The organism is Dyella sp. SG562 (assembly GCF_011759495.1).
Taxonomy (GTDB): Bacteria; Pseudomonadota; Gammaproteobacteria; order Xanthomonadales; family Rhodanobacteraceae; genus Dyella_D; species Dyella_D marensis.
The window spans coordinates 516,097-540,891 of the sequence record NZ_JAAOYS010000002.1; the positions used below are offsets into that span (position 1 = coordinate 516,097).

At 69.9% G+C, this 24,795-nt stretch carries 27 protein-coding genes; 15 read left to right on the top strand and 12 right to left on the bottom strand.

The features are described 5' to 3' along the window. Positions 1 to 25 precede the first annotated feature (25 nt). Entirely contained in the window at positions 26 to 799 is a 774-nt protein-coding gene (locus FHW84_RS05780; protein WP_167253308.1) for a DUF4850 domain-containing protein, read from the top strand. Here the strand turns inward: FHW84_RS05780 and FHW84_RS05785 are convergent, their stop codons facing one another. Further along, positions 800 to 1,822: a pteridine-dependent deoxygenase gene (locus tag FHW84_RS05785; RefSeq protein WP_167253310.1), complete on the bottom strand. Its 1,023-nt coding sequence runs from the start codon at positions 1,820 to 1,822 to the stop codon at positions 800 to 802. A 93-nt stretch (positions 1,823 to 1,915) separates the two neighbouring features. Between FHW84_RS05785 and FHW84_RS05790 the strand changes: the two genes are divergently transcribed. The 6 genes from FHW84_RS05790 to FHW84_RS05815 all read left to right on the top strand — a co-directional run bounded on the left by FHW84_RS05790 (position 1,916) and on the right by FHW84_RS05815 (position 6,822). Then, entirely contained in the window at positions 1,916 to 2,188 is a 273-nt protein-coding gene (locus FHW84_RS05790; protein WP_167253312.1) for a phosphopantetheine-binding protein, read from the top strand. A 68-nt stretch (positions 2,189 to 2,256) separates the two neighbouring features. Next, positions 2,257 to 2,556 carry a hydroxymyristoyl-ACP dehydratase gene (locus FHW84_RS05795; protein WP_167253314.1) on the top strand — a complete coding sequence of 100 codons (300 nt, stop codon included), beginning with the start codon at positions 2,257 to 2,259 and terminating at the stop codon, positions 2,554 to 2,556. Beyond that, a complete protein-coding gene (locus FHW84_RS05800; RefSeq protein ID WP_167253316.1) occupies positions 2,553 to 3,506 on the top strand; it encodes an acyltransferase in 954 nt (317 codons plus the stop codon). The genes FHW84_RS05795 and FHW84_RS05800 overlap by 4 nt, the downstream gene beginning before the upstream one ends. After that, positions 3,430 to 4,092 (top strand): outer membrane lipoprotein carrier protein LolA, encoded by a 663-nt coding sequence (locus FHW84_RS05805; protein WP_243867899.1) that lies wholly within the window; start codon positions 3,430 to 3,432, stop codon positions 4,090 to 4,092. The genes FHW84_RS05800 and FHW84_RS05805 overlap by 77 nt, the downstream gene beginning before the upstream one ends. A 2-nt stretch (positions 4,093 to 4,094) precedes the next feature. Further along, positions 4,095 to 6,404, top strand: a complete 2,310-nt coding sequence (locus tag FHW84_RS05810; RefSeq protein WP_343203563.1) for an MMPL family transporter — start codon at positions 4,095 to 4,097, stop codon at positions 6,402 to 6,404. Then, positions 6,388 to 6,822 carry a phosphotransferase gene (locus FHW84_RS05815; RefSeq protein ID WP_167253320.1) on the top strand — a complete coding sequence of 145 codons (435 nt, stop codon included), beginning with the start codon at positions 6,388 to 6,390 and terminating at the stop codon, positions 6,820 to 6,822. The genes FHW84_RS05810 and FHW84_RS05815 overlap by 17 nt, the downstream gene beginning before the upstream one ends. Before the next feature lies 1 nt (position 6,823). Here the strand turns inward: FHW84_RS05815 and FHW84_RS05820 are convergent, their stop codons facing one another. Genes FHW84_RS05820 through FHW84_RS05830 form a run of 3 tightly spaced genes read right to left on the bottom strand, consistent with a single transcriptional unit; the run spans position 6,824 to position 9,572 of the window. Next, on the bottom strand, positions 6,824 to 7,588 hold the full coding sequence (locus FHW84_RS05820) for a glycosyltransferase family 2 protein (protein WP_167253322.1): 765 nt from the start codon (positions 7,586 to 7,588) through the stop codon (positions 6,824 to 6,826). Continuing rightward, complete coding sequence (locus tag FHW84_RS05825) at positions 7,585 to 8,379, bottom strand: beta-ketoacyl synthase chain length factor (protein ID WP_167253324.1); 795 nt, start codon at positions 8,377 to 8,379, stop codon at positions 7,585 to 7,587. Before FHW84_RS05825 ends, FHW84_RS05820 begins: the two co-directional genes overlap by 4 nt. Next, a complete protein-coding gene (locus tag FHW84_RS05830; RefSeq protein WP_208399641.1) occupies positions 8,376 to 9,572 on the bottom strand; it encodes a beta-ketoacyl-[acyl-carrier-protein] synthase family protein in 1,197 nt (398 codons plus the stop codon). Before FHW84_RS05830 ends, FHW84_RS05825 begins: the two co-directional genes overlap by 4 nt. A gap of 202 nt (positions 9,573 to 9,774) precedes the next feature. Here FHW84_RS05830 and FHW84_RS05835 point away from each other — a divergent pair, with 202 nt between their 5' ends. Both FHW84_RS05835 and hemF read left to right on the top strand, forming a co-directional pair. Beyond that, on the top strand, positions 9,775 to 10,416 hold the full coding sequence (locus tag FHW84_RS05835; protein WP_343203564.1) for a YdcF family protein: 642 nt from the start codon (positions 9,775 to 9,777) through the stop codon (positions 10,414 to 10,416). Between the two features lie 77 nt (positions 10,417 to 10,493). Next, on the top strand, positions 10,494 to 11,396 hold the full coding sequence (hemF, locus tag FHW84_RS05840) for an oxygen-dependent coproporphyrinogen oxidase (protein ID WP_167253326.1): 903 nt from the start codon (positions 10,494 to 10,496) through the stop codon (positions 11,394 to 11,396). Between the two features lie 43 nt (positions 11,397 to 11,439). On the opposite strand, the gene FHW84_RS05845 is transcribed toward hemF, so the two are convergent. Then, entirely contained in the window at positions 11,440 to 12,102 is a 663-nt protein-coding gene (locus tag FHW84_RS05845) for a hypothetical protein (protein ID WP_167253328.1), read from the bottom strand. A gap of 142 nt (positions 12,103 to 12,244) precedes the next feature. Here FHW84_RS05845 and gpmA point away from each other — a divergent pair, with 142 nt between their 5' ends. Beyond that, complete coding sequence (gene gpmA / locus FHW84_RS05850; protein WP_167253330.1) at positions 12,245 to 12,988, top strand: 2,3-diphosphoglycerate-dependent phosphoglycerate mutase; 744 nt, start codon at positions 12,245 to 12,247, stop codon at positions 12,986 to 12,988. 111 nt (positions 12,989 to 13,099) lie between these two features. Next, positions 13,100 to 13,642, top strand: coding sequence for a DUF1453 domain-containing protein (locus FHW84_RS05855; protein WP_343203565.1), 543 nt, complete (start codon positions 13,100 to 13,102; stop codon positions 13,640 to 13,642). 12 nt (positions 13,643 to 13,654) lie between these two features. Here the strand turns inward: FHW84_RS05855 and glnK are convergent, their stop codons facing one another. Then, complete coding sequence (gene glnK, locus FHW84_RS05860; RefSeq protein WP_167253333.1) at positions 13,655 to 13,993, bottom strand: P-II family nitrogen regulator; 339 nt, start codon at positions 13,991 to 13,993, stop codon at positions 13,655 to 13,657. Between the two features lie 192 nt (positions 13,994 to 14,185). On the opposite strand from glnK, the gene FHW84_RS05865 reads away from it, so the two are divergent. From FHW84_RS05865 to FHW84_RS05875, 3 genes are all read left to right on the top strand, one after another. Next, the gene (locus FHW84_RS05865) at positions 14,186 to 14,443 is read left to right on the top strand and encodes an accessory factor UbiK family protein (protein ID WP_167253335.1); all 258 of its coding nucleotides are present in this window, start codon (positions 14,186 to 14,188) and stop codon (positions 14,441 to 14,443) included. Positions 14,444 to 14,542: 99 nt separating this feature from the next. After that, positions 14,543 to 16,045, top strand: coding sequence for a YifB family Mg chelatase-like AAA ATPase (locus FHW84_RS05870; RefSeq protein WP_167253337.1), 1,503 nt, complete (start codon positions 14,543 to 14,545; stop codon positions 16,043 to 16,045). A 299-nt stretch (positions 16,046 to 16,344) separates the two neighbouring features. Then, positions 16,345 to 18,129 carry a sodium:proton antiporter gene (locus FHW84_RS05875; RefSeq protein WP_167253339.1) on the top strand — a complete coding sequence of 595 codons (1,785 nt, stop codon included), beginning with the start codon at positions 16,345 to 16,347 and terminating at the stop codon, positions 18,127 to 18,129. 90 nt (positions 18,130 to 18,219) lie between these two features. Here the strand turns inward: FHW84_RS05875 and aceA are convergent, their stop codons facing one another. Together aceA and aceB are read right to left on the bottom strand one after the other, a co-directional pair. Continuing rightward, the gene (aceA, locus tag FHW84_RS05880; RefSeq protein WP_167253341.1) at positions 18,220 to 19,521 is read right to left on the bottom strand and encodes an isocitrate lyase; all 1,302 of its coding nucleotides are present in this window, start codon (positions 19,519 to 19,521) and stop codon (positions 18,220 to 18,222) included. After that, positions 19,518 to 21,161 carry a malate synthase A gene (gene aceB, locus FHW84_RS05885; protein WP_167253343.1) on the bottom strand — a complete coding sequence of 548 codons (1,644 nt, stop codon included), beginning with the start codon at positions 21,159 to 21,161 and terminating at the stop codon, positions 19,518 to 19,520. The genes aceA and aceB overlap by 4 nt, the downstream gene beginning before the upstream one ends. A gap of 125 nt (positions 21,162 to 21,286) precedes the next feature. On the opposite strand from aceB, the gene FHW84_RS05890 reads away from it, so the two are divergent. Next, the gene (locus tag FHW84_RS05890; protein ID WP_167253345.1) at positions 21,287 to 22,327 is read left to right on the top strand and encodes a LysR family transcriptional regulator; all 1,041 of its coding nucleotides are present in this window, start codon (positions 21,287 to 21,289) and stop codon (positions 22,325 to 22,327) included. A gap of 54 nt (positions 22,328 to 22,381) precedes the next feature. Here the strand turns inward: FHW84_RS05890 and FHW84_RS05895 are convergent, their stop codons facing one another. Genes FHW84_RS05895 through FHW84_RS05910 form a run of 4 tightly spaced genes read right to left on the bottom strand, consistent with a single transcriptional unit; the run spans position 22,382 to position 24,782 of the window. Continuing rightward, entirely contained in the window at positions 22,382 to 23,017 is a 636-nt protein-coding gene (locus FHW84_RS05895) for a LysE family translocator (protein ID WP_167253347.1), read from the bottom strand. A gap of 4 nt (positions 23,018 to 23,021) precedes the next feature. Beyond that, positions 23,022 to 23,615, bottom strand: coding sequence for a 1-acyl-sn-glycerol-3-phosphate acyltransferase (locus FHW84_RS05900; RefSeq protein WP_167253349.1), 594 nt, complete (start codon positions 23,613 to 23,615; stop codon positions 23,022 to 23,024). Beyond that, positions 23,612 to 24,034: an alternative ribosome rescue aminoacyl-tRNA hydrolase ArfB gene (arfB, locus tag FHW84_RS05905; RefSeq protein ID WP_167253351.1), complete on the bottom strand. Its 423-nt coding sequence runs from the start codon at positions 24,032 to 24,034 to the stop codon at positions 23,612 to 23,614. The genes FHW84_RS05900 and arfB overlap by 4 nt, the downstream gene beginning before the upstream one ends. 43 nt (positions 24,035 to 24,077) lie before the next feature. Continuing rightward, on the bottom strand, positions 24,078 to 24,782 hold the full coding sequence (locus FHW84_RS05910; RefSeq protein ID WP_167253798.1) for a pseudouridine synthase: 705 nt from the start codon (positions 24,780 to 24,782) through the stop codon (positions 24,078 to 24,080). Positions 24,783 to 24,795: the final 13 nt, after the last annotated feature.

Consider the following 24,795-nt stretch of genomic DNA (forward strand, 5'->3'; position numbering starts at 1 on the left):
GATCCAAAGACAAGGAGTGTCTTGCATGAACTTCCCCTTGCGCCTCTGTGCTGTGCTGCTTTCATCGCTGGCCGTCGTCGCCACCGCCGGCGATGCGCCGCACCGCGCACTGACCGGCCCGCCCTCGCACTACCTCTCCGTCGCCGGCAAGGACTATCGCCTGGCGCCGGCGCATCCGCGCGATGCCGCCGGTCACGCGCTCGACGCCATCCGCGCCATGCGCATCGAAGTCAAAGACGGCGAAGGCGACTGGGAAACGGTGCAGGACAATGAACTGCCCGCACTCACCGTCGCCGTCCCGCCGGAACTGCGCGACAAGCTCGACTGGTTCTACGCCAACGCCACCGGCTGGCTCGCCGTGCCGCGCGGCTGGAAACCGCAGCGCACGGCGGTAGGCGTCGACGGCAATACCGTCTTCAGCTTCGTCGCGCCGGAAGGCGCCGAAGCGGGATGGATGAGCTGGGAACTGTTTCCCGCCTGCCTGGGCTGCATCTACGAAGCGGCGCAGGGCGTGTTCCCCGGCGCGCACAAGCAGCTCGACACGCTGATGGAAACCTCGACGCCGGAACCGGTGCTCGAACCGAAACCGGACCAACTGCAGCGGCTGGACCGCTGCACCGCGCGCCTCGCCTACCGCCTGCCGAAATCGCCGCCGGTGCGCGCGCTGATGGTGCTGGACCAGACCGGCGATCCGTTCTTCCGCGAACTGGCGATCGCCGCACCGGCTTCCTCGGCAGCGGTGGCGGATTTCCTGCTCGCCTCGTTCAAGGACGCGCACGGCGGCTGCGGCAAGCCCTGATCAGGCGTAGCGCCAGCCGTCGATCTCCACCAGCAGTTCGCGGCGGCAGACGTCGCCGTGCAGCAGCAGCACCGGTACGCCGGGCAGGCGCGCGGCGAGGAAGCCGAGCACGCGCGGCGCATCCGCCGCGTGGCGCACATAGGCCTTCAGCGGCGAATGCGTGTCGAAGCCCGCCGGCATGCCGGCGTGCGCCAGCAGCGTTTCCAGGTTGGCCAGCGTCTCGGCCAGCTGCGCATCGAGGTCGTCCTCGTGCGCGGAACTGTGGCCGACCACCGCGGCGGTGCCGGAAATCGCCAGCACGTCCTGGCCCGGCAGCGACATGGCGCGGGCGAAGCTCGGCGGCGTGCGGCCGTACTGGCGCGGGTAGCGCCAGGCGCTGACCTGGCGCGGATTCTCCACGCGCTGGCCGGGCTGGTCGCAGGCCAGCAGATAGACCTGCAGCTGCTGCCCGCCGGCGTGATGCCCCGCTCCATGATGGCCAGCTCCATGATGGCCAATCGCCGTGGCGGCGGGAAAGCCTTCGCGGAAGAACTCGCCCATGCCGGCCGCGCGGCCTTCGCAGAACAGCTTGTAGCGCTCGGCGTCGCCGTCGCCCTGGTTGATCGCGCCGAGGTAATTCCAGATGCGCTGCACGTGCTGTTCCGGCCGGCGCGCGAGGAATTCGCGCAGCAAGCGGTAGGCCAGTTCGGCGGTAGCGCGCGGGCCGCCATGCGCGTGTTCGTCCAGGTCCACCGCGGCGAACAGCCAGCCCGCGCCGGCGGACCAGCGCAGCGCGCCTTCGCGGCCGTGTTCGACTTCGCCGTCGACCTGCCAGACCTCCAGCGGCGTCGGCGCCTCCATGCCTTCGAGCGGCACGGGCAGATAGCGCGGATCGTCGTGCAGCGGCGCGCCGGCGCCGAAGCCCAGCGCGGCCAGCGTGCCGGTTTCGGCCAGCACCGTGGCCAGGGCCTCGTGGCGGTAGGAGATGCGGGGGGCGCGCCTTTCCAGGGCGGCCGGCTGGATGCTTTCTGAACCGGGAACCATGCACCGTAACCAGGGACGACAAGGCCGCCATGTTACACTGCCGCCCCATGCCAGCCGGGGGGGAGGGCATGTCCAGAGCAGTACGGAACGAGCATGGCAGAGCAGACCGCGGCACAACGTGAACTGGCGATCCTGATCGTCGAGAGCCTCAACCTGGAAGACCTGCAGCCCGGGCAGATCGACCCCGACACTCCGTTGTTCGGCGGCGAGCTGGGCCTGGATTCCATCGATGCGCTGGAGATCGCGCTGGCGGTGTCCAAGCAGTACGGCTTCCAGCTGCGTTCGGACAATCCGGACAACCGCGCCATCTTCGCCAGCCTGCGCTCGCTCGCCGAGCACATCGAAAAGCACCGCGCGGCCGCCTGAGCCATGCCGGCGATGCCCGCACGCCCGGCATCGTTCCCACGTTTGCGTACGCGCATGCCGGTGGCTGCATGAGCCCGACCTATCGCACCTGCGTGCGCATCGATCCCACGCATCCGTCGCTGCCGGGCCATTTCCCCGGCCAGCCGCTGGTGCCCGGCGTGGTGCTGCTGCAAGCCGTGGCGGACGCGTTGCGCGCCTGGCGCGGGCTGCGCCTGGCGCGCATCGCCGAAGCGAAATTCATGGCGCCGCTGCTGCCCGGCGAAGAGGTCGAGCTGCTGCTGAGCGAAAGCGGCGCGCGCGTGCGCTTCGAACTGCGCCGCGGCGAGCTGCTGCTGGCGCGCGGCGCGATCGAAGGCGAGGCGGCATGACCGAGCATTGGCAAAGCCGGCCCGAAGGCGGCGGGCGCTTCGCGCTGTGGCTGATCCGCAGCATCGCCCTGCATGGCGGGCGCGGTTTCGCGCGGCTGTTCCTGTATCCGATCACGCTGTACTTCTACTGGCGCCGCAAGCTGGAGCGCGAGGCCTCGCAGGCTTTCCTGGCGCGCGTGCTGCCGCATCGCGTCACCGCCTGGCATGTGCTGAAACACATCCACTGCTTCGCCTCGACCATGCTGGACCGCGTCTTCCTGCTGGCGCGCGGCGAGCGCGGCTTCGCCATCGAAGTGGAAGGCCTGGAGGCGCTGAGCCGCTACATGGACGAAGGCCAGGGCGTGCTGCTGTTCGGCTCGCACCAGGGCAGCTTCGAGGCGCTGCGCGCGATCAGCGCGCGCCGTCCCGAGGTGAACCTGCGCGTGCTGCTGGACAAGCAGAAGACGCCCGCGCTCACCGAACTGCTGGAAGCGCTGGCGCCGGAGATCGGCGACAAGGTCATCGACGCGTCGCAGGACGGCACCTCGGTCGCCATGCAGATGGCCGAAGCCTGCGGCCAGGGCGCGCTGGTGGCGATGCTGGCCGACCGCGGCCGCGAACACGAAGTGCTGCGCCGCGCCGAGCTGCTGGGCAGCCCCGCGCCGTTCCCGATCAGCCCCTGGCTGCTGGCGCATACGCTGCGCGTGCCGGTGGTGCTGTGCTTCGGCCTGTACCTGGGCGGCAACCGCTATCGCCTGGTCTTCGAAGCCTTCGCCGACCGCGTGGAGATCCCGCGCCCGGGCCGTGCGCAGGCGCTGGACGCGGTCATCGCCCGTTATGCGCAGCGCGTCGAGCATTACATCCACGCCGCCCCCTACAACTGGTTCAACTTCTATGATTTCTGGCAGCAAGACACTGGCGCTCCTGTTCGGCCTGAGCCTGTCGTGCTGGGCGAACGCCCAGGAGCCTGAGGCGCGCGCGGCCGGGTCGAGTTCGGCCGATGCACAGGCGCTGATCGCTTCGCTGGCGCGTCCCGCGCCGTCGCGCACGCCGTTCGCCGAAGCCCGCTTCATGAAGGTGCTGGAACAGCCGCTGGTGGTCTCCGGCGAACTGGCCTGGCTGGGCGGCGATCGCCTGGAGCGCCGCGTGGAGAAGCCGGCCAGGGAAACCGCCACCATTGCCGACGGCGAGGTGACGCAGCAGCGCGAAGGCCGCAAGCCGCGCAGCTTCTCGCTGCGCCGCGCGCCGCAGCTGCAGGTGCTGCTGGACAGTTTCGTGGCCCTGCTCGGCGGCGATGCCGGCCGGCTCAACCAGGCCTTCGACGTGCGCCAGGAAAGCCATGCCGGCGGCTGGACCCTGACCCTGGTGCCGCGCGATGCGCGCGTGGCGAAAGCCATCGCCAGCATCCAGATCGACGGCCGCGGCGGCGAGCCGCGCTGCATGCGCATGCAGGAAGCCGACGGCGACCTGGCCGTGGACCTGCTCGGCGACCTGGCCGCGCGCATGCCGGCGGCGCCGACGCGCGACGCCCTCGCGGCGCTGTGCAAGGGCGGCTGAACGTGAAGCGCGGCGTGCTGCTGGCCGTGTGGCTGCTGGCGCTGGCCGGGCTCGGCCTGCTGGTGTCGCAGCGGCTGAAGGTGAGCGGCGACCTGCGCGACTTCATGCCCGCGCCGGTCGATGCCGATCAGCGCCTGCTGATGGAGCAGGTCGGCGACGGCCCCGGCTCGCGGCTGCTGTTGCTGGCGATCGATGGCGGCGACGACGCGGCGCTGGCTGCGTTGAGCCAGGGCCTTGCGGGTGCGCTGCGTCCTGATCCGCGCTACACCCAGGTGCTCAACGGCAGCTTCGACCTCACCGCGCTGGACGAAAAGCTGCTGCCGTACCGCTATCTGCTTTCGCCGACGCTGGATCAACAGCGCTACGACGAGGCCTTCCTCGCCGACCAGCTCGACCAGCGCCTGGACGATCTCTCTTCGCCCGCCGCCGCGCTGCTGAAAGGCCTGCTGCCGCGCGATCCCACGCTGGAAGTGCTGAAGCTGGCCGAACGCTGGACGCCCGCGCGCACGCCGGAGACGCGCGAAGGCGTGTGGTTCTCGCCGCGGCGCGAGGCGCTGCTGGTGGTGCAGACGCGCGCCGCGGGTTTCGATCCGGCGGCCCAGGGCGACGCGGTGAGCGGGATCGAGCAGGCGTTCCATCGCCTGCCCGGCGCGGGCGGCGCGCGCCTGACCATCAGCGGCCCCGGTTATTTCAGCGTGGTGGTGGGCGAGCACACGCGGCACGAGGCGGAGTGGATCGGCAATGTGTCCACCGCCGGTTTCATCCTGTTGCTGCTGCTGGCGTATCGCAGCATCGGCTCGCTGCTGCTGTCGGCCTTGCCGATCGCCAGCGCGGCGCTCGGCGGCATCGCGGCGCTGGTGCTGGCGTTTCCGCAGGTGCACGGCATCACGCTGGCCTTCGGTTTCACCCTGCTGGGTGTGGCGCAGGAATACCCCATCCGCGTGCTGAGCCACCGCCGCGCGGGCGAGGACGCCGTGGCCAGCGTGCGCGGCCTGTGGCCGCTGCTGCTGACCGCCATCGCCTCCGCGTGCATCGCTTATCTGGCCTTCTACGCCTCGGGCGTGAACGGCCTGCAGCAGCTGGCCGTGTTCACCATCACCGGCCTGCTGGTCGCCGGCCTGTGCACGCGCTATCTGCTGCCGCGCCTGCTGCCGGCGCAGGTGCGCGACGTGGCGCAGATGCCGTGGCTGGCACGCGCGCGCCGCTTCTTCGACCGGCTGCCCCGTCCGCGCTGGCTGCCGGCGCTGGTGGCCGTCGCCATCGTGGCCGCGCTGGCGCTTGCGCCCGGGCCGTTCTGGCAGAACAACCTCGCCGCGCTGACGCCGCTGCCGCAGGACCTGCTGCAGCGGGATGCGCGCCTGCGCGAAGCCCTGGGCGCGCCGGATGTGCGCTATCTGCTGGTACTGCAGGCGCCCGATGCGCAGGGCGTACTGCGCCTGTCGGAGCAGCTGGAGCCGAAGGCCACCGCGCTGGTAGCCGGGCATGCCGCCGATGCCATCGAACTGCCTTCGCGCTATCTGCCCAGCATCGCCACGCAGCAGCAGCGCCAGCGCCAGTTGCCCGATGCCGCCAGCCTGCGTGCCGCACTCGCGGAAGCGACGCAGGGCATGCCGTTCCGCAAGGATCTGTTCGAGCCGTTCGTGGCCGATGTCGAGCAGGCGAAGACCTTGCCGCCGTTGACGCCGGAAGTCTTCGCGCAAAGTGCGCTAGGCCAGCGCTTCGCCGCGATGCTCGTGCAGCGCGAAGGCCAATGGCTCGGCCTGGCGACGCTCAGCGGCGTGCACGACGTGGCCGCGCTCGAAGCACTGGCCAAGGACAGCGGCGGCACCGTGCGCGTGCTCGACCTGAAAGCCGCCGCCGAATCGCTGGTGGCCGATTACCGCGTGCGCATCCTGCATGCACTGGCCATCGCCGCGGTGCTGCTGGTGCTGACCGTGTCGTTCGCGCTGCGCGGCTGGCGCCGCGCCTGGCGCGTACTGGCGCCGATGACGCTCGCCACCTTCCTGGTGCTGGCGGTGGAGCGCGCGGCCGGCGTGGAGATCTCGCTGTTCCACCTGGTGGCGCTGACCTTGGCCGCCGGCCTGGGCCTGCACTACGCGCTGTTCTTCGAGCGCGATACGGACGACGCAGCCGAACAGCGCCGCACCCTGCACGCCACCCTGGTATGCGTGGCTTCCGCGCTGCTGGTGTTCGGCATGTTCGCCTGGAGCAGCATCCCGGTGCTGCGCGCCATCGGCCTTACGGTGAGCCTGGGCGTGGCCTTCCATTTCTGCCTTTCGACCCTGATGGCACCGCATGCTCGACCGGACTGACTGGGCCCGGCTGATTCCGCATGCGGGCCAGATGTGCCTGCTCGATGCGGTGCTCGCGTGGGACGCCGCCACCATCCACGCCATGAGCGAAGGCCATGCCGCGGCGGCGCATCCGCTGCGTTCCACGCACGGCTTGCATGCACTGCACTTGTCCGAATACGGCGCGCAGGCGATGGCGGTGCACGGGGCGTTGAACGCCAGGGCGCGCGGCGACACCGCGGTGCGCCAGGGGCGTCTGGTCAGCCTGCGCGACGTGGTGCTGGCGGTGGAGTACGTTGACCCGCAAGGCGGCCGGCTCGACATTCACGCGGAACAACTGTTCGCCGACGAAGCCGGCGCGCAATACGCGTTCCGCGCGGAGCAGGCCGGGCGCGTCCTGGCCAGCGGACGCGCCGCGGTGATCTACGTCGCCGGCTGACTCAGCGCGCCGGCGCCGCCGTATCGAACACGATCGGCCGGCTCGCGCGCGAACGCCGGTAGCTGGCCCACACCTCGCCGTAATGCAGCACGCGGCCCACCGTGTAGGTGGTGATGCGCACCACGTCGCGCACCGGATTGAAATGGCTCAGGCGGAACTCGCCCTGGTAGCGCGAGGCGATCGGCACCGAAGCCATCCCTAAGCCCTTCTCGCGCGAGGCGGCGATCAGGATGGCCGCTTCGAACACGAAGTTCTCCGCCGGCAGTTCCACCAGGTCCAGCGCGGCGCGCGGATACCAGCGCTGGCCGCTCTGCGTGTCGGCCACCGGCTGCGCGCAGGCCCAGGAAATGCCCCAGTCGGCGATCGCGTTGGCGATGCGGCGGGCCTTGGGCTGCTGTGCTTTGTCGAGCAGGCGGGCGCCGATCACGATGTGGTGCGGATAGCGCTGCGCGGCGGCGACGATGCGCGGCACGTCGCTGGCCAGGTGCTGGCCGTCGCCGTCCATGGTCACCACCGCGTCGAAGCCCTGGCGCAGCGCTTCGCGGAAACCGGTGCGCAGCGCCTCGCCCTTGCCGCGGCGCCGTTCGTGGCGCAGCAAGGTCACCGGCAGGCGCGCGACGATGTCCGGCGTGCGGTCGTCGGAGCCGTCATCGACCACGATGACCGGCGCGCCCAGCGCGATCGCCGCGCCGACCACGGATTCGATGGCCGCCTCTTCATTGAGGCAGGGGATAAGTACACACCAAGGGTTGGCCCGGACATTCAAGCGACGTTCTCCATGAGGATTTCCAGGCCGAGCCCTCCCGCTGCGGCCATCTGACAATGACGATCCCGGCCCGCCAGAACGACAAGCAGCGGCAGCGCCGCGGCGGCCGTGGCATTGGCCTCGCTCCAGGCAGCCGGCAATGCGCCGCCGTCCATAGGCGTTGCCGCGCGCGGCGCCAGCTGCAGCGACAGCGTGGCGAGCGTGCGCGGCGAGGTTTCCGGTGCGAGCACGAAGGCGCAGCCGAAGGCCTGGGTACTGCGGGTGATCGGCGCCAGCGGACCGGCGCCGGCCACGTCGCTGCACACGAACAGCACCGGGCGCTGGTCGGCCAGCGCCATGGCGGCCGCTTCCAGCAGGCCGGCGCCGGTGCTGTCGTGCCAGGCGCACACGGCCGAGGACGGCGCGTGGCAGCCGGTGGCGATGGTCCAGTAGCCGGCGGCGGCGTTGTGCACCGAGTTGTGGAAGCGCGTGGGCGACAGCTCGGTCGGCGCGTGCGCCAGCGTCTCGCACATGTAGTCGGTGATGCTCAGGTCGCCGAAGGCGGAGCCGAACACGCAGGCCAGTTCCGCCGGCGCGCGGCCGCTCATGGCCACCGCCTGGCCGGCCACTTCGACGGCCAGCAGCACGCTTTCCGGCGCGCGGCGGCGTTCGTTCGCCGGCAGCGTCGATGCGGGCGGCTTGCCCGCAGGCGCGGGCGGCGGCGTGCCTTGCAGCTGCGCGTGCAGCGCGGCGAAATCCACCAGCTGCGGCGACCACAGGCCGATGCCTTCCACGTGAACCCGCATGCTCATGCCGCCGCCTTGCCGAACGCGAGGCAGGCATTGTTGCCGCCGAAACCGAAAGAATTGCTCAAGGCGATGCGTACGTCGCGTCGTTCGCCGCGCCAGGCGAACTGCGGCCCGCAGGCAGGGTCCGGCTCGTCGCCGCCGAGGTTGCCGGGCACGAAGCCGTGTTCCAGCGCGAGCAGGGCGAACGCGGCCTCGACGATGCCGGCCGCGCCCAGGGTGTGGCCGGTATAGCCCTTGGTGGAACTGGCGCGCGTGCTGGCCGGGAAGATGCGGCCGATCAGCGCGGCTTCGACTTCGTCGTTCTTCAGGCTCGCGGTGCCGTGCAGGTTGATGTAGTCGACCTGCGCGGCATCGAGGCCGGCGCGCGCCAGCGCATCGCGCAGCGCGAGTTCCGCGCCGAGTCCTTCCGGATGCGGCGTGGACATATGGTGAGCGTCGCTGGCTTCGCCGTAGCCGAGCAGGCGCGGCGCGGCGGGCGCGGCCCCGGCCCGTTCGAGCAGGGCGAAGCCGGCGGCCTCGCCCAGCGACAGGCCGCGGCGCGCGCGGTCGAACGGGCGGCAGCGTTCCGGCGATACCAGTTCCAGCGAGTTGAAGCCGAACAGCACGCTGCCGCACAGCGTGTCGACGCCGCCGACTATGGCGGCATCGACCAGGCCTAAGCGGATCAGCCGCTCGGCGCTGGCGAACACCTTGGCGCTGGACGAGCACGCGGTCGACACGGTCAGCGCCGGCCCCTGCAGGCCCAGCGCTGCGGCGACGAAGGCGGTGAGCGAGTGCGGCATGTGCACGCCGGAGCGCTCCAGGTCGGCCGGCATGCGGCCGTTTTCCAGGCGCCGGTAGCCTTCCTCGGTGGCGCCGATGCTGGCCGTGGAGGTGCCCAGCACCAGCGCGATGCGCGCGGCGCCGTAGCGCGCGATGGCCGCTTCGGCCTGCGCCAGGAAGCCGTCCTGCTGCAGGCCCAGCCAGGCCAGGCGGTTATTGCGGCATTCCCAGGCGGCGAAGGCGGCGGGCAGGGGCGCGTCCTCGACGCCGTCGACGCGGCCGATCCAGCAGGCCAGCGGCGCGTCGCCGAAATCGTTGGGGCGCAGGCCGCCGCGCGCCGCTTCGAGCGCGCGAAGGTGATCGGCAACGCCGTGGCCCAGTGCGGACGTCACGGTGTATGCACTGACGGCAAGTGGATGAATGGGTTGGGGCATCGCGGGAGCCTAGCGGGCGGCCGCTGGGTGCGCCCAGTGCGGCCGGTTCTTGCGTTCATATTTCCGCCTATTTTTTTCCATTGCGGCTTTCATAAGCCTTGCCCACACTGCTGGCCTTTTGCCGGACCCAGCCTTGTCCTCCCTGCCCGCACCCCTCAGACGCGGCCCCTGGCGCCATGCGCGCCGGCGTGACCTGGTGCACGTGGCAGTGGTAGTGGGCGCGGCGATGCTGCTGAGCCTGGGCCTGGTGTGGCTCGGTTATCTGCTCTACGTGTGGCGGGTGGCGGCGCGCAGCCCGCTGGCGCCGCCGCAGCGGCGCGACCTGCTGGTGTTCGGCCGCAAACTGATCGGCGACCGGCCGGAGCAGGACTACCAGCAGCGCCTGGCCCGCGCGCTGGCCCTGGTGCATGAAGGGCGCGTGGAGCGCATGTTCCTGCTCGGCGGCTGCAGCGGCGGCCGCATCAGCGAGGCGGAAGCCGGCCTGGCCTGGCTGCGCGCGCACGGCCTGCCGGACGCCGTGGCGCCCAGGCTCGAACAGGCCTCCACCGATTCGCTGGACAACCTGCGCCACGCCCGCAGCCTGCTGCGCCACGACGATCCCGGCCATGCGATGCCGCCGGTGGCGCTGGTGACCAGCCGCTATCACCTGCCGCGCTGCCTGCTGCTGGCGCGCTGGCTCGGGTTTACGGCGAGCGTGCCGGTGGCGGCGGAGGAACGCCTGCGCCTGGACCGCCGCATCGCGCTGCGCCTGCTGGCCGAGGCGGCCTATGTGATGTGGATCGACCTGGGTCTGCGCTGGGCGCGGCGCATCGGCCATGCGCGGCTCTTGATGCGCGTGCGCTAGGGCGCGGCGCACGGTCGCAGTCCCGGCGCCGGAGGGCTTGCTAAGCTCGCGGTGTTTTCCCCTCCCCGGACGCCTAGATGAGCCAGCAAACCGACCGAGTCGAACAGTTCCTGCGCGCATTGCAGGACCGCATCTGCGCAGCGGTCGAACAGCTGGACGGCAAGGCGAAGTTCGTCGAGGACGCCTGGACGCGCCCCGCCGGCGGTGGTGGCCGCACGCGCGTACTGCGCGACGGCGCGGTGTTCGAGCAGGCCGGCGTGAATTTCTCGCTGGTGCACGGCAGCCAGCTGCCGCCCAGCGCCACCGCGCACCGGCCGGAGCTGGCCGGCGGCGGTTTCGTCGCCACGGGCGTGTCGCTGGTTCTGCATCCGCATAATCCTTATCTGCCGACCACGCATGCCAACGTGCGTTATTTCGAGGCGGGCAAGGACGGCCTGGAGCCGGTGTGGTGGTTCGGCGGCGGCTTCGACCTCACGCCGTTCTATCCTTTCGACGAAGACGTGGCGCACTGGCATACGGTGGCGCGCGACCTGTGCGCGCCGTTCGGCGCCGACGTCTATCCGCGCTATAAAAAATGGTGCGACGAGTATTTCTATCTCAAGCACCGCGCCGAGACGCGCGGCGTCGGCGGCCTGTTCTACGACGACTTGAACGAAGGCGGCTTCGAGCGCTGCTTCGATTTCACCAAGGCCGTGGGACAGGGTTTCCTCGATGCCTACCTGCCGATCGCCGAGCGCCGCAAGGACACGCCGCATGGCGAGCGCGAACGCGAATTCCAGCTGTACCGGCGCGGGCGCTACGTGGAGTTCAACCTGGTCTACGACCGCGGCACGCTGTTCGGGCTGCAGTCGGGCGGGCGCACCGAATCGATCCTGATGAGCCTGCCGCCGCGCGTGCGCTTCGAATACGCCTATACGCCGGAGCCGGATTCGGCCGAGGCGCGGCTGGCGGATTACCTCAAGCCGCGCGACTGGCTTTGACAAAAAAAGCGGGCGGCCCGGTCGGGCCGCCCGCATCGGTGGATCAGTCGTCCGAGGACGGCATGTCGCCGGAGAACTTGGTCGGCGTGGCGCCCTTGATCGTGCCGACCTGGGCGCTGTCGCTGATCTGCAGGATCACCTCGCGGCGGAATTCCAGCGTGCCCTGCACCACGGCGTGCGGGCCGATCACCACGTGCGGCGGGCGGTTGTTGCTGTTGAACCAGCCGCTGGGCTTGTCGACCAGGATGCCGCCTTCGACGCGCGAATTGGCGCCGATGTAGATGCTGCCGTTGACCGTCTCGATGCCGTGGCCGATATGGCCGCCGTCGAGGTTGATGCGGCCGTTGACGTTGCCGACCTTGCCGGCCACGTCCGCGCCCTTGCCCAGGCGGATCGCGCCATTGGTGGTGCTGACTTCGCCGCTGACCTTGGCGCCGGCGCCCAGCGTGGCCGAGCCGTTGACCGTTTCCACCTCGCTGGCCTGCGCGCGCTCGCCCAGTTCCACCGAACCGTTCACCGTGCTGGCCTTCTGCACCACGGCGCGCTCGCCCACGTGCACCGAGCCGTTGACCGAGCTGACGTCGCCGGCCTGCTGGCCGGCCTCGACGCGGACCGCGCCATTGACCTTGTCGATATCGTTGTCCCGGGCCTGGGCGGCCAGCGGCAGCGCGAGGACGAGGGCCAGGGTGAGCAGGGTGCGGCGCATGGCGGAACTCCTTGAGTGAATGACCTGCCTAGGATGCTCCGCCGCGGCACGGGGTTTAGCATGACCTTCGACAGGGGCGCGATTTGACGGGCAGCAGGGCGGCCTGCACCATCCGGTCTTTCCCCGCAGCCCTTTCATCGCCATGCACAAACTCGTACTGATCCGCCACGGCCAATCCCAGTGGAACCTCGACAACCGCTTCAGCGGCTGGGCCGACGTCGACCTCACCGCGCAGGGCATGGAAGAGGCCAGGGAAGCCGGGCGCCTGCTGAAAGAGGCCGGCTACAGCTTCGACGTGGCGCACACCTCGGTGCTCAAGCGCGCGGTGCGCACGCTGTGGGGCGTGCAGGACGAGATGGGCCTGATGTGGATCCCCGTGGTCACCGACTGGCGCCTCAACGAGCGCCACTACGGCGCGCTCACCGGCCTCAACAAGGCGGAGACCGCGGCGAAGTTCGGCGAGGACCAGGTCAAGGTATGGCGCCGCAGCTACGACATCCCGCCGCCGGCGCTGGAGCGCGCGGATAACGAATCGGTGCAGGACCCGCGCTATGCCGGCCTGGATGCCTCGGTGATTCCCGACACCGAATGCCTGAAGGACACCGTGGCCCGCGTGCTGCCGTACTGGCACGACGTGCTGGCGCCGGCGATCCGCTCCGGCCAGCGCGTGGTGGTGGCCGCGCACGGCAATTCGCTGCGCGCGCTGGTGAAGTACCTGGACGGTATGTCGGACGACGACATCGTCGAGCTCAACATCCCCAACGGCGTGCCGCTGGTGTACGAATTCGACGAGAACCTCAAGCCGCTGCGCCACTACTACCTGGGCGACGCCGACGCGATCGCGGCGAAGATGGCCGCGGTGGCCAACCAGGGCAAGGCGAAGTAAGCGCCGCGCCGCGCGGGTGACACGCGTCACCCGCGATGGCTGTGCGGCGTCAATCGCCGTGCAGCACAACGGGCGCTAGGCTGCGCCAACTTCCACCGACGAGTGCCGGCCATGATGGCTCCGAACATGATTCCCGCGCTGATGGTTCCGCTGGCCGCGTTCGCCATCTACCGGCGCGTGCGCGGCAATTTCGGGCCGCAGCCGATCCGGCGCAAGCGCATGATGGCGCGCGTGGCCATCTTCGCCGTGCTGGCCGTGGTGTTCGCCCTGACGGGCCTGTACGACCCCATGCTGCTGGCGGGACTGGCCGGCGGCATCGCCGGGGGTGCGGTGCTGGGCCTGGCGGGCCTGCGCCTGACCCGCTTCGGGCAGAACGAGCAGGGCGCGGACGTCTATATCCCCAACCCCTGGATCGGCGCGGCGCTCACCGTGCTGCTGATCGGCCGGCTGGCCTGGCGCTTCCTCGAGGTGATGCCGCAGATCAAGGATCCCGCGCTGGCCGCGACCGCGGGCCACGCGCCGCCGGTGGGCAGCCCGCTGACCCTGGCGGTATTCGGGCTGATGGTGGGCTACTACCTGGTGTATTTCATCGGCCTGCTGGTGCACCACCGGCGCTTCCAGCGCGAGCGCGGCATCGCCGCCTCGGCCGACTGAGCGGGGGCGCCCTCAGAGCGCGTCGTTGTCCAGCTCGCCGGTGCGGATGCGGATGACCTGGTCCAGCGCGCTGACGAAGATCTTGCCGTCGCCGATCTTGCCGGTGCGCGCGGCCTGGGAAATGGCCTCGACCACGCGGTCCAGCTGCTCGTCCGCCACCGCCACTTCCAGCTTGATCTTGGGCAGGAAGTCGACCACGTACTCGGCGCCGCGGTAGAGCTCGGTGTGGCCCTTCTGGCGGCCGAAACCTTTCACCTCGGTCACCGTGATGCCCTGCACGCCCACTTCGGCCAGCGCCTCGCGCACGTCGTCGAGCTTGAAGGGTTTGATGATCGCCACCACCAGCTTCATGGGAACCTCGTCACTTAAGGCAGCGGGCGGCAGGCGCCCCCGGGGAGCGGCATTTTGCCCGTCCCGGGGCGGATTTGTCGCCTGTGACGACGGTGTGTAGGAAAATCCCTACATAAAGCAGCGGAGCAGGCCGATGGCGTACAAACTAGGCATTTACTTAGACTTCTTTCCGACGAGTTCGAGGTGCTATCCATGATGGATAGGCAGGATATCGATCAGCTTGCCTTACGACTTGCCTCGTTGGTTCCGCCAGGATTGGCTCAGGCGCATGAGGACCTCCGCGCCAACTTTTCCGATGTCCTTGCGCAGGGACTGCGCCGCCTCGACCTAGTCACCCGCGAGGAGTTTGACGTCCAGAGCCTCTTGCTCGCCCGTACGCGAGCCAGAGTGGAAGCCTTGGAGCGACGAGTGGCCGATCTGGAGGCGCTCGCCGCATCGCGCGGGGGCTAGCCCTTCTCCCTCCCGGGAGCCGTCCCCGGTCCGTCACCCTCACCCCGAGAACGACCGGGGGCGGTCATTCTCTTTGCCCGCTCCGGAAACGCCGTCGCCATGAGTCTTGCCGTCACCCTCAGTCGAGCCCAGGAGGGGGTGGCCGCGCCGCAGGTGATGGTCGAGGTGCATCTTTCCGGCGGCCTGCCCGGCACCAATATCGTCGGCCTCCCCGAAGCCGCCGTGCGCGAAGCGCGCGACCGGGTGCGCGTGGCGATCCAGAACACCGCCTTCGAATACCCCAACCGCCGCGTCACCGTGAACCTGGCCCCGGCCGAGCTGCCGAAGGACGGCGGGCGTTTCGACCTGGCGATCGCGCTGGGCATCCTCGCCGCCGGCAACCAGGTGCCGCGCGAGCGGCTCGACAACTGCGAGTTCCTCGGCGAACTGGCCCTGTCCGGCGCCTTGCGCGGCGTCTCCGGCGTATTGCCCGCGCTGATGCGCGCCCGCGCGCGCGGCCGCAAGGTGGTGGTGCCGCGCGCCAATGCGGCGGAGGCGGCGCTGGTGTCCGATGCCGACGTGCGCGTGGCCGATTCGCTGGCCGAGGTCTGCGGCTGGCTGCGCGGCGTACAGGACCTGCCCACCCCGGCCGCCGCCCCCGCCAACGACGAGCTGGCCGGCGACGGCCCGGACCTGCGCGACGTGCGCGGCCAGCGCCATGCGCGCCGCGCGCTGGAAATCGCCGCCGCGGGCGGCCATCACCTGCTGCTGGTCGGTCCGCCCGGCACCGGCAAGACCATGCTGGCCGAACGCCTGCCCGGCATCCTGCCGCCCTTGAGCGAATCCGAGGCGCTGGAAACCTGCGCCGTGCTGTCGGTGGCGGGGCAGGCGGTGGAAGCTGGGGAATGGCGGCGCCGGCCGTTCCGCGCGCCGCACCACACCGCGTCCGGCGTGGCCCTGGTCGGCGGGGGTTCGCAGCCGCGGCCGGGGGAGATTTCGCTGGCCCACCATGGCGTGCTGTTCCTGGACGAACTTCCCGAATTCAGCCGCCACGTGCTGGAAGTGCTGCGCGAGCCGCTGGAATCGGGCTCGATCGTGGTCTCGCGCGCGGCGCGGCAATCCACCTTTCCGGCGCAGTTCCAGCTGGTCGCGGCGATGAACCCCTGCCCCTGCGGCTATGCCGGTGATCCGCGCGAGCGCTGCCGCTGCACGCCGGACCAGGTGCAGCGCTACCGCGGCAAGATTTCCGGCCCGCTGCTGGACCGCATCGACCTGTGCGTGGACGTGCCGCGCCAGCCACTGAGCGAACTGGGCGCCGCCCGCGGCGAGCACGACGAGGATTCCGCCACCGTCCGCGCCCGCGTGATGAAGGCGCGCAACCAGGCCTTGCAGCGCGCGGGGCGCAGCAACGCCGAGATCAACACCCGCGAACTGGAGCGCGACTGCGCCCTGGCCCCGGCCGAACGCGCCTGGTTCGAGGCCGCGCTGGAACGGCTCGGCCTGTCCGCCCGCGCCTATCACCGCACCTTAAGAGTGGCCCGCACCATCGCCGACCTGGACGGCGGGGCGGCCTCGCTGGCCCGCGCGCATCTGGCCGAAGCGCTGCAGTACCGCCGTTTCTAGCCTTGCCGGCCCGGCTGCCGGGGCCGATCCGGTGAATTTGTGTACCGGCCAGTATTGACTTGGGTCCGATACGGGCTAATATCTGCACCGACGAGTTCTCTTATGGACTCCGTCCCCCGCCACCCCGGTATCGGTCCCTCCCTCCCTCCCCCGTCCGATACCGGGGTTTGGCCTTTCCCCCCGCCGAACCTTCTCGTTTCGTTCCGGAATACTCCTATAGCGTCCACGCCCGGCCGCCTGGACACTGCGCGCCCTGCCGGCGCGGGTACCCTGTTGCCGCACTCGACGAAGGAACGCGAATGAGCACGCTCCAAATCAGCCTGATGCTCGCGGGCATGCTCGGCATCGGCTTTCTGGCGCAGTGGCTGGCCTGGCGCGTGCGGCTTCCCGCCATTCTGTTTCTGCTGCTGGCCGGCATCCTGCTGGGGCCGGTCTCCGGCGTGCTGCAGCCGGACCGCCTGCTCGGTGAGCTGCTGTTTCCGGTGGTGTCGCTGGCGGTGGCGGTAATCCTGTTCGAAGGCAGCCTCACCCTGCGTTTCGACGAGCTGCCCGGCATCGGCCATGCCGTGCGCGGGCTCGTCAGCTATGGCGCCGTGGTAGCGCTGGTGCTGCTGGCCGTCGCCGGCCATTACTTCGCCGGGTTGCGCTGGGAACTGGCCTGGCTGTTCGGCGCGCTCACCTGCGTCACCGGCCCGACCGTGATCGCGCCGATGCTGCGCACCTTGCGGCCGAATGCGCGCATCGCCAACACCTTGCGCTGGGAAGGCATCGTGATCGACCCGCTCGGCGCGCTGTTCGCCGTGCTGATCTACGAAGCCATCGTGTCGCGCCACCAGGGGCACACCATCGGCGTGTTCCTGGCCACCGTGGTGTGCGGCAGCGTGGCTGGCGCATTGGCCGCGTGGACCATGGGTTTCCTGCTGCGCCGCCAGCTGATTCCCGACTACCTGCAGAACTTCGGCGTGCTCGCCGCGGTGCTGCTGGCGTTCTGTCTTTCCAATGCGATCGAACACGAATCGGGCCTGCTCACCGTCACGGTGATGGGCATCGCGCTGGGCAACATGCGCGGCGTGCATATCGACGACATCCTCGACTTCAAGGAAAGCCTCACCACCTTGCTGGTCTCCACCTTGTTCATCCTGCTCGCCGCGCGGCTGGAATGGCCGCTGCCGGACGGCATGCTGTGGGCGGGCATCGCGATCTTCATCGCGGCGCAGGTCATCGTGCGGCCGCTCACCGTGGCCATCTCCAGCATCGGCAGCGCGCTCAACTGGCGCGAGCGCGCGCTGATCGCCTGGGTGGCGCCGCGCGGCATCGTGGCGGCTTCGGTGTCCGCGCTGTTCGCGCTGAAGCTCGAAGCGCTGGGCATGCAGGATGCGCGCGCGCTAGTGCCGCTGGTCTTCATCCTGATCATCGGCACCGTGGTGTTGCAGAGCGCCACGGCGCGTCCGCTGGCACGCTGGCTGAAGGTGTCGGAGCCGGACCCGAACGGCGTGCTGATCGCCGGTTCCGACAGCGTCGCGCGCGCCATCGCCAAGGCATTGAGCGATGCGGGCTTCCGCGTGGTGCTGGCGGACGACGCCTGGGAAGGCGTGCGCATCGCGCGCATGGAAGGACTCGGCACCTTCTTCGGCAACCCCGCCTCCAGCTATGCGGAACGCAATCTCGACCTCACCGGCATCGGCACCCTGCTGGCGCTGTCCACCCAGCGCGAGCGCAACTCGCTGGTGTGCGTGCACTACCGGCAGGAATTCGGCCGCGACCGGGTCTACCTGCTGCGCGTGCTGCCGCCGCAGGAATCCAACGGCCGCGCCATGCTCGCCGGCACCTTGATGGCGCCGCCGCTGTTTGCCGAAGACATGACGCACGCGCGCTTCGCCGAACTGCTCGCGCAGGGCTGGCGCATCAAGTCCACGCGCCTGTCGGCCACCTTCGACTGGCCGCATTTCATCGAGCAGTACGGCTCCGGCACGGTGTTGCTGTTCGGCGTGGACGAGAAGGGCGTGCTGCGCGTGGTGTCCGCGCATCGCGAGGTGGAGCCGCGCCCCGGCTGGCTGGTGATCGCCCTGGTGCCGGCCGAGTAAGCGTCCCTGCATGGCGGGAGCCGGCGGGCGGACCCGCCGGCTCCCGCGCCGGCATCCCTGCCGGCGCCACGCCAAGTGGTGCTGGCCCGATCAGGCCGCCGAAGCGCGCCGTGCGTGGAACTGCGCTTCCTCGGTGGAACCCTTCAAGGCCGTGGTGGACGACTGTCCCTGCTGGATCGCCTGCGTCACCTGGTCGAAGTAGCCGGTACCCACTTCGCGCTGATGCTTCACCGCGGTGAAGCCCCGCTCGGCAGCGGCGAACTCGCGCTCCTGCAGCTCCACGAAGGCGCTCATCTGGCGGCGCGCATAGCCGTGGGCCAGGTCGAACATGCCGTAGTTGAGGCTGTGGAAGCCGGCCAGGGTGATGAACTGGAACTTGTAGCCCATCGCGCCGAGCTCGCGCTGGAATTTCGCGATGGTGGCGTCGTCCAGGTTCTTCTTCCAGTTGAAGCTGGGCGAGCAGTTGTAGGCCAGCAGCTTGCCGGGGAACCGCGCGTGGATCGCCTCGGCGAACTTGCGCGCTTCTTCCAGGTTCGGCTTGCTGGTCTCGCACCACACCAGGTCGGCGTAAGGCGCATAGGCCAGGCCGCGGCTGATCGCCTGCTCCAGGCCGGGCCGCACGCGGAAGAAGCCCTCCACGGTGCGCTCGCCGGTGACGAACGGACGGTCGTTGTCGTCGATGTCGGAAGTGAGCAGGTCCGCCGCATCCGCGTCGGTGCGCGCCACCAGCAGGGTGGGCACGCCCAGCACGTCGGCGGCCAGGCGCGCGGCGGTGAGCTTGTCCACCGCTTCGCGCGTTGGCACCAGCACCTTGCCGCCCATATGGCCGCACTTCTTCACCGAGGCCAGCTGGTCTTCGAAGTGCACGCCGGAGGCGCCCGCTTCGATCATCGCCTTCATCAGCTCGAAGGCGTTGAGCACGCCGCCGAAGCCGGCTTCGGCGTCGGCCACGATCGGCACCATCCAGTCGATCTCGTCATTGCCTTCGGCGTGATGCAGCTGGTCGGCGCGCAGCAAGGTGTTGTTGATGCGCTTGACCACCTGCGGCACCGAATTGGCCGGATACAGCGACTGGTCCGGATACATCTCGCCGGCCAGGTTGGCGTCGGCGGCGACCTGCCAGCCGCTGAGATAAATGGCCTTGAGGCCGGCCTTCACCTGCTGCATGGCTTGGTTGCCGGTCAGCGCGCCCAGCGCGTTGACGAAGTCTTCCTGCTGCAGCGATCTCCACAGCCGCTCCGCACCCTGGCGGGCGATCGAATGCTCCACCGGCACGGTGCCGCGCAGGCGCACCACGTCGGCGGCGGTGTAGTTGCGGCGCACGCCGTTCCAGCGCGGGTTGTTCTGCCAGTCGAGGGTGAGCTGGTCGGCGGTGGGCAAGGCGTTCTTCATGAGATGACTCCTGGTAACAAAGGGCTTCGATGCGTCGCGCTCAGGCCGAGGCGGTCGTAGGCGGGCAGGGTGAGGAAGTCGCCGAGCTGGGCGGCGTGCGTGAGCGAGGCGAGCAGCGCCGCGGCGTCGTCGGCGCGCGCGGCGCCGGGATGCGTGCTGGCGCGCAGGCGGTGGGTGTGCGCCGCGAGCGCCTGGTCGAACAGGGCGAAATCGATCGGTGCGTGATCGGTGAATTCCACGCCGCCGTGATGCAGCCACTGCCACAGCTGCGCGCGCGCGATTTCCGCGGTGGCCGCGTCTTCCATCAGGTGATGGATCGGCACGCAGCCCAGCCCGTCCAGCCACGCGGCGGTGTAGCGCAGCGCCACTTCCACGTTGTTGTCGAAGCCGGCGCGGCTGATGGTGCCGGCGCAGGGCGCGATCAGCTGGTCGCGCGACACCTGCACGTCGGCGCGCGCCACGTTGAGCTGGTTCGGCGAGGGCATGTACTTGTCGAAGATCTCGCGCGCCACCGGCACCAGCGCCGGATGCGCCACCCAGGTGCCGTCATGGCCGGCCTGCACTTCGCGCAGCTTGTCGGCGCGCACCTTGGCCATGGCCGCTTCGTTGGCGGCTTCGTCGCCCTTGATCGGGATCTGCGCCGCCATGCCGCCCATGGCGAAGGCGCCGCGGCGGTGGCAGGTCTGGATCAGCAGTTCCGAATAGGCCTTCAGGAACGGCACCGTCATCAGTACCTGGCCGCGCTCGGGCAGCAGGCGGTCGCGGTGGCCGCGCAGGGTCTTCAGGTAGGAAAAGATGTAGTCCCAGCGGCCGCAGTTCAGGCCCACCGCGCGCTCGCGCAGCGCATGCAGGATCTCGTGCATCTGGAACACCGCCGGCAGCGTCTCGATCAGCACGGTGGCCTTCATGCAGTTCGCCGGCAGGCCGAGTTCGTCCTCGGCGGCAGCCATCACCTCATGCCACAGCGCGGCTTCTTCCATCGCCTCCAGCTTGGGCAGGTAGAAGTACGGGCCGCGGTCGCGCTGCTGCAGGCTGCGGGCGTTGTGGAAGGCGTACAGGCCGAAGTCGACCAGGGCGCCGGACATCGGCTCGCCGTCCACCGTCAGGTGGCGCTCCGGCAGGTGCCAGCCGCGCGGGCGGACCACCAGCACGGCCGGGTCGTGGCCGACGCGGTAGGTCTTTCCCTCCGGCGAGGTGTAGCCGATGGTGCCGTTCACCGCGTCGCGCAGGTTGATCTGGCCGTCGAGCTGGTTGGCCAGCGTCGGCGCGCTGGAGTCCTCGAAGTCGGCCATGAACACCTTCGCGCCGGAATTGAGCGCGTTGATGATCATCTTGCGCTCGACCGGGCCGGTGATCTCCACGCGGCGGTCCTGCAGGGCGGCGGGGATCTTGCCGACCGTCCAGTTGCCTTCGCGGATGGCGCGGGTGTCGGCGCGGAAATCCGGCAGCACGCCGGCGTCGTAGCGGGCCTGCCGGGCACGGCGGGCGGCCAGCAGGTCCAGGCGGCGCCGGTTGAAGCGGCGGTGCAGGCCGGCCAAGAAGGCCAGGGCCGCCGGGGTCAGGATGCTCTCGTGGCCGGGACCGGTCCGGCCTTCGATCCGGACGGACGGCTGGGGCAGGCGTTCTTGGGGGACGGCCATGGCGCTTCTCCATCGATGACGATGGGGCGACACTAGGTCGCCGAGCTTGGCTTTGACAAAGCGAATGTTTCAATTTTAGATATTGGTAATGCTAATGATATTTCCAACTCATTGAGCGAAAAGACGTGCCGAAGGCATCCGACAAGCTGAACAAGCCTCGCAAGGGCCGCAAATCGACTCCGCGGCGCCGCGCCGGCGACGTCGCCCCGGCCGAGGGCACCGCGCGCTTCTACTACAAGGGCAACCGCCAGAAGCAGCTGCGCGCCTTCGTCTACACCGTAAAGCTGGGCACCCTCACTCGCGCCGCCGAGGCGCTGTACCTGTCGCAGCCCAGCGTGAGCCTGCAGCTGCAGGCGCTGGAGCGGGAGCTGGGCACGCGCCTGCTGGAGCGCAGCCGCCGTCGCATCAACCTCACCGATGCCGGAGAAGCCCTGTACGAGCTGGCGCGCCCCCTGGTGGAAGGCTGGGAATCGCTGGACCGCGACTTCCAGGCCAAGGTGAAGGGCCTGCAGAGCGGCCGCCTGACCATCGCCGCCGGCACCTCCACCATCCAGTACCTGCTGCCGGACCTGGTGCGCCGCTACCGCGAGCGGTACCCGGCCGTGCAGCTGCAGCTGGCCAACGTCACCGGCAAGGACGGCCTGGCCCTGCTGCGCGCGGACGAGGCGGATTTCGCCGTGGGTTCGATGCTGGACGTGCCCAACGACATCGCCTGGGCGCCGGTCTACCACTACGACCCGATGCTGATCACGCCGCCGGATCATCCGCTGGCGGGCAAGGACAGCATCCGGCTGGAGGATCTCTCGCCCTACGGCCTGATCCTGCCGCCGCAGCGCCTGTCGACGTACCGCATGGTGGACCTGGTGTTCCAGCAGCGGCAGGTGCCCTACCAGGTGGCGATCGAGGTGGGCGGCTGGGACGTGATCAAGGAATACGTCGCGATGGGCTTGGGGATCTCCATCGTCACCGGCATCTGCATTACCGAGGCCGACCGCGCGCGGCTGGCCGTGCGCAATCTGCGGCAGTACTTTCCGCAGCGCGCCTACGGGGTGGTGATGCGCAAGGGGAAATTTTTAAGCGCGGAAGCGCGGGCCTTTATCGATCTGATCCGGCCTGGCCTGCTGACCCATCGCGATTACGACGAATCGGGGCATTCCGAACGGTAGGTTGGGGTGAGCCGCAGGCGAACCCCAACCTCGGGCGCATCGCGTCGTTGGGCGTTACTGCTGGCGCTGCATCGCCAGCCGGATGCCGAAGCCCAGCAGCACCGTCCCGCACGCACGATCCATCCACTGCCCGAAGTGCGGCCGCGCATCCAGCAGCCGGTGCACCTGGCCGCCCAGCATGGCCAGCACCATCGACCACACCAGGCCGACGCCGATAAAGCTCAGGCCCAGCACCGCCAAACCCCACTGCGGATGCGCCGCCTGCATCGACACGAACTGCGGCAGGAAGGCCAGGAAGAACAGCGCCACCTTCGGATTCAGCACATTGGTCAGCATGCCCTGGCGGAACGCCGCGCCCAGGCCGCGGCCGCGCGTCACCGTCGGCTGCCGCGCACTCTGCTTCGCCAGCAGCATGCGCACGCCCATCCACACCAGATACGCCGCGCCCAGATACTTCAGCGCCGCGAACGCCAGCGCCGAGGTCATCAGGATCGCCGAGATGCCGAGCACGGCCGCCAAGGTATGCACCAGGCAGCCCGTATTGATGCCCAGCACCGCCGCCACGCCCACCGTGCGGCCTTCGCGGCCGCTGCGGGCGAGGATGTAGAAGGTGTCCAGGCCGGGGGTCAGCGCCAGCGCGATGCAGGCCAGGACGAAGGCGCCGAAATGCTGGATGCCGAGGGATTCCATCGGGTCACTCCGTATTGCGGTGCTTGCCGCGATAGGGGCGGAACAAGGCGCGGATCTTCAGCATGTCCGCGTCGTGGTCTCCCGTGGCGTGTACCACCGGCCCCAGGGTGAAAGTCTTGGTCGGATAGTCGATAAACAGCGTCTGGATCGGCACGTCCGCCTCGTGCGCGATGCGCAGGAAGCCGGACTTCCATTCCTTCACCTGCTTGCGCGTGCCCTCGGGCGTGATGCCCAGCCACATGCGCTCGTTCTGCTGGAAACGCTCCACCATCTGCCCCACCACGTTGAGCGCGGCCTTGCGGTTGATCGGGATCATGCCGATCGGGCGCAGGATGATGCCGAGCGGGCCGTCCAGCACCTCGCGCTTGATCATGATGTTGATCTCGGCGCCCACGCCGATCTTCATCAGCAGGCCCCACAGGCCGTCCCAGTACGAGGAATGCGGCGCGCCGATCAGGATCAGCTTGGGCACGTCCGGCAGCTCGCCCAGCAGGCGCCAGCCGCTCAGCCGCAAGATGCCGCGCGACAGCCACGGCCAGAAGCGGCTCTTGAGCCTGGGCGCCGAGGGCGGCGTCGGCGGGACCACGGGTGGGCTCATTCGGAACTCCAGTTGCGCGAGCGCGTCTGCTTGATCTTCCCGCGTTGCTGCTTGCCGGCCAGGCGGCGCTCCTTGGAGGCGCGCGACGGCTTGGTGGCGACGCGCGGCTTGGGCGGCACCAGCACGTCGCGGATGATCTCGACCAGGCGCTCGCGCGCGTCCTCGCGGTTGCGGCCCTGGTCGCGGAAGCGGCGGGCCTGGATCACCAGCACGCCGTCGTCGGTGAGGCGGCGGTCGCGGCGCGCCAGCAGGCGTTCGCGCACGGCGTCGGGCAGCGACGGCGAATGCGCCACGTCGAAGCGCAGTTCCACCGCGCTTTCGGTGCGATTGACGTGCTGCCCACCGGGGCCGTCGGCGCGCAGGAAGCGCTCGGTCAGCTCGGTCTCGGGCAGCGCTAGGGAACGGCTGACGATAAGCATGGCGCGCAGTGTAGCGGGGGCCGGGCGGGCCGCCCACCGGCGCTCAGGGAATCCCGGGCAAGGCCCAGCCGAAGCGCTCCAGCACGCCGGCGAAGGCGGCATCGAGCGGCGCTTCCAGCCGCATCGGCGCGCCGCTGAGCGGATGCGCGAAGCTCACCCGCCACGCATGCAGCAGCATGCGGTGGCAGCCGAAGTACTGCTTGTACAGGCGATTGTGGTCGCTGCGCCCGTGCTGGCAGTCGCCGATCACCGGATGGTGGATATGCGCCATGTGCTTGCGGATCTGGCGGAAGCGGCCGGTCTCCGGTTCCGCCAGCACCATCCCGTAGCGCTGCTGCGGATAGCGGCCCAGCGCGATCGGCACCTCCACCGTGGCCAGGCGGCGGTAGCGCGTGCGTGCGTCGCGGCGCGGGCCGGTGTCGCGCGATCCGGGCAGCGGATAGTCGATCAGCGCGGCTTCCGGCTCCGGCCAGCCGCGCACCACGGCGAGGTATTGCTTGTGCACGTCGCGGCCCATGAACTGCTCGCCCAGCGCCGCGGCGACTTCCGCCGAGCGCGCCACCAGCAGCACGCCGCTGGTGGCGCGGTCCAGCCGGTGCGCCAGGTTCACGGTGCCGCCGACCTGCTCGCGCAGCAGGTCGATCAGGAACTCGTCGGCGGGGCCGACCAGCTTGGAGCGATGCACGGCCAGGCCCGCGGGCTTGTTCACCGCGATCAGGGCGTCGTCCTGGTAGATCAGTTCGAGCACGGTCATGCGTGTG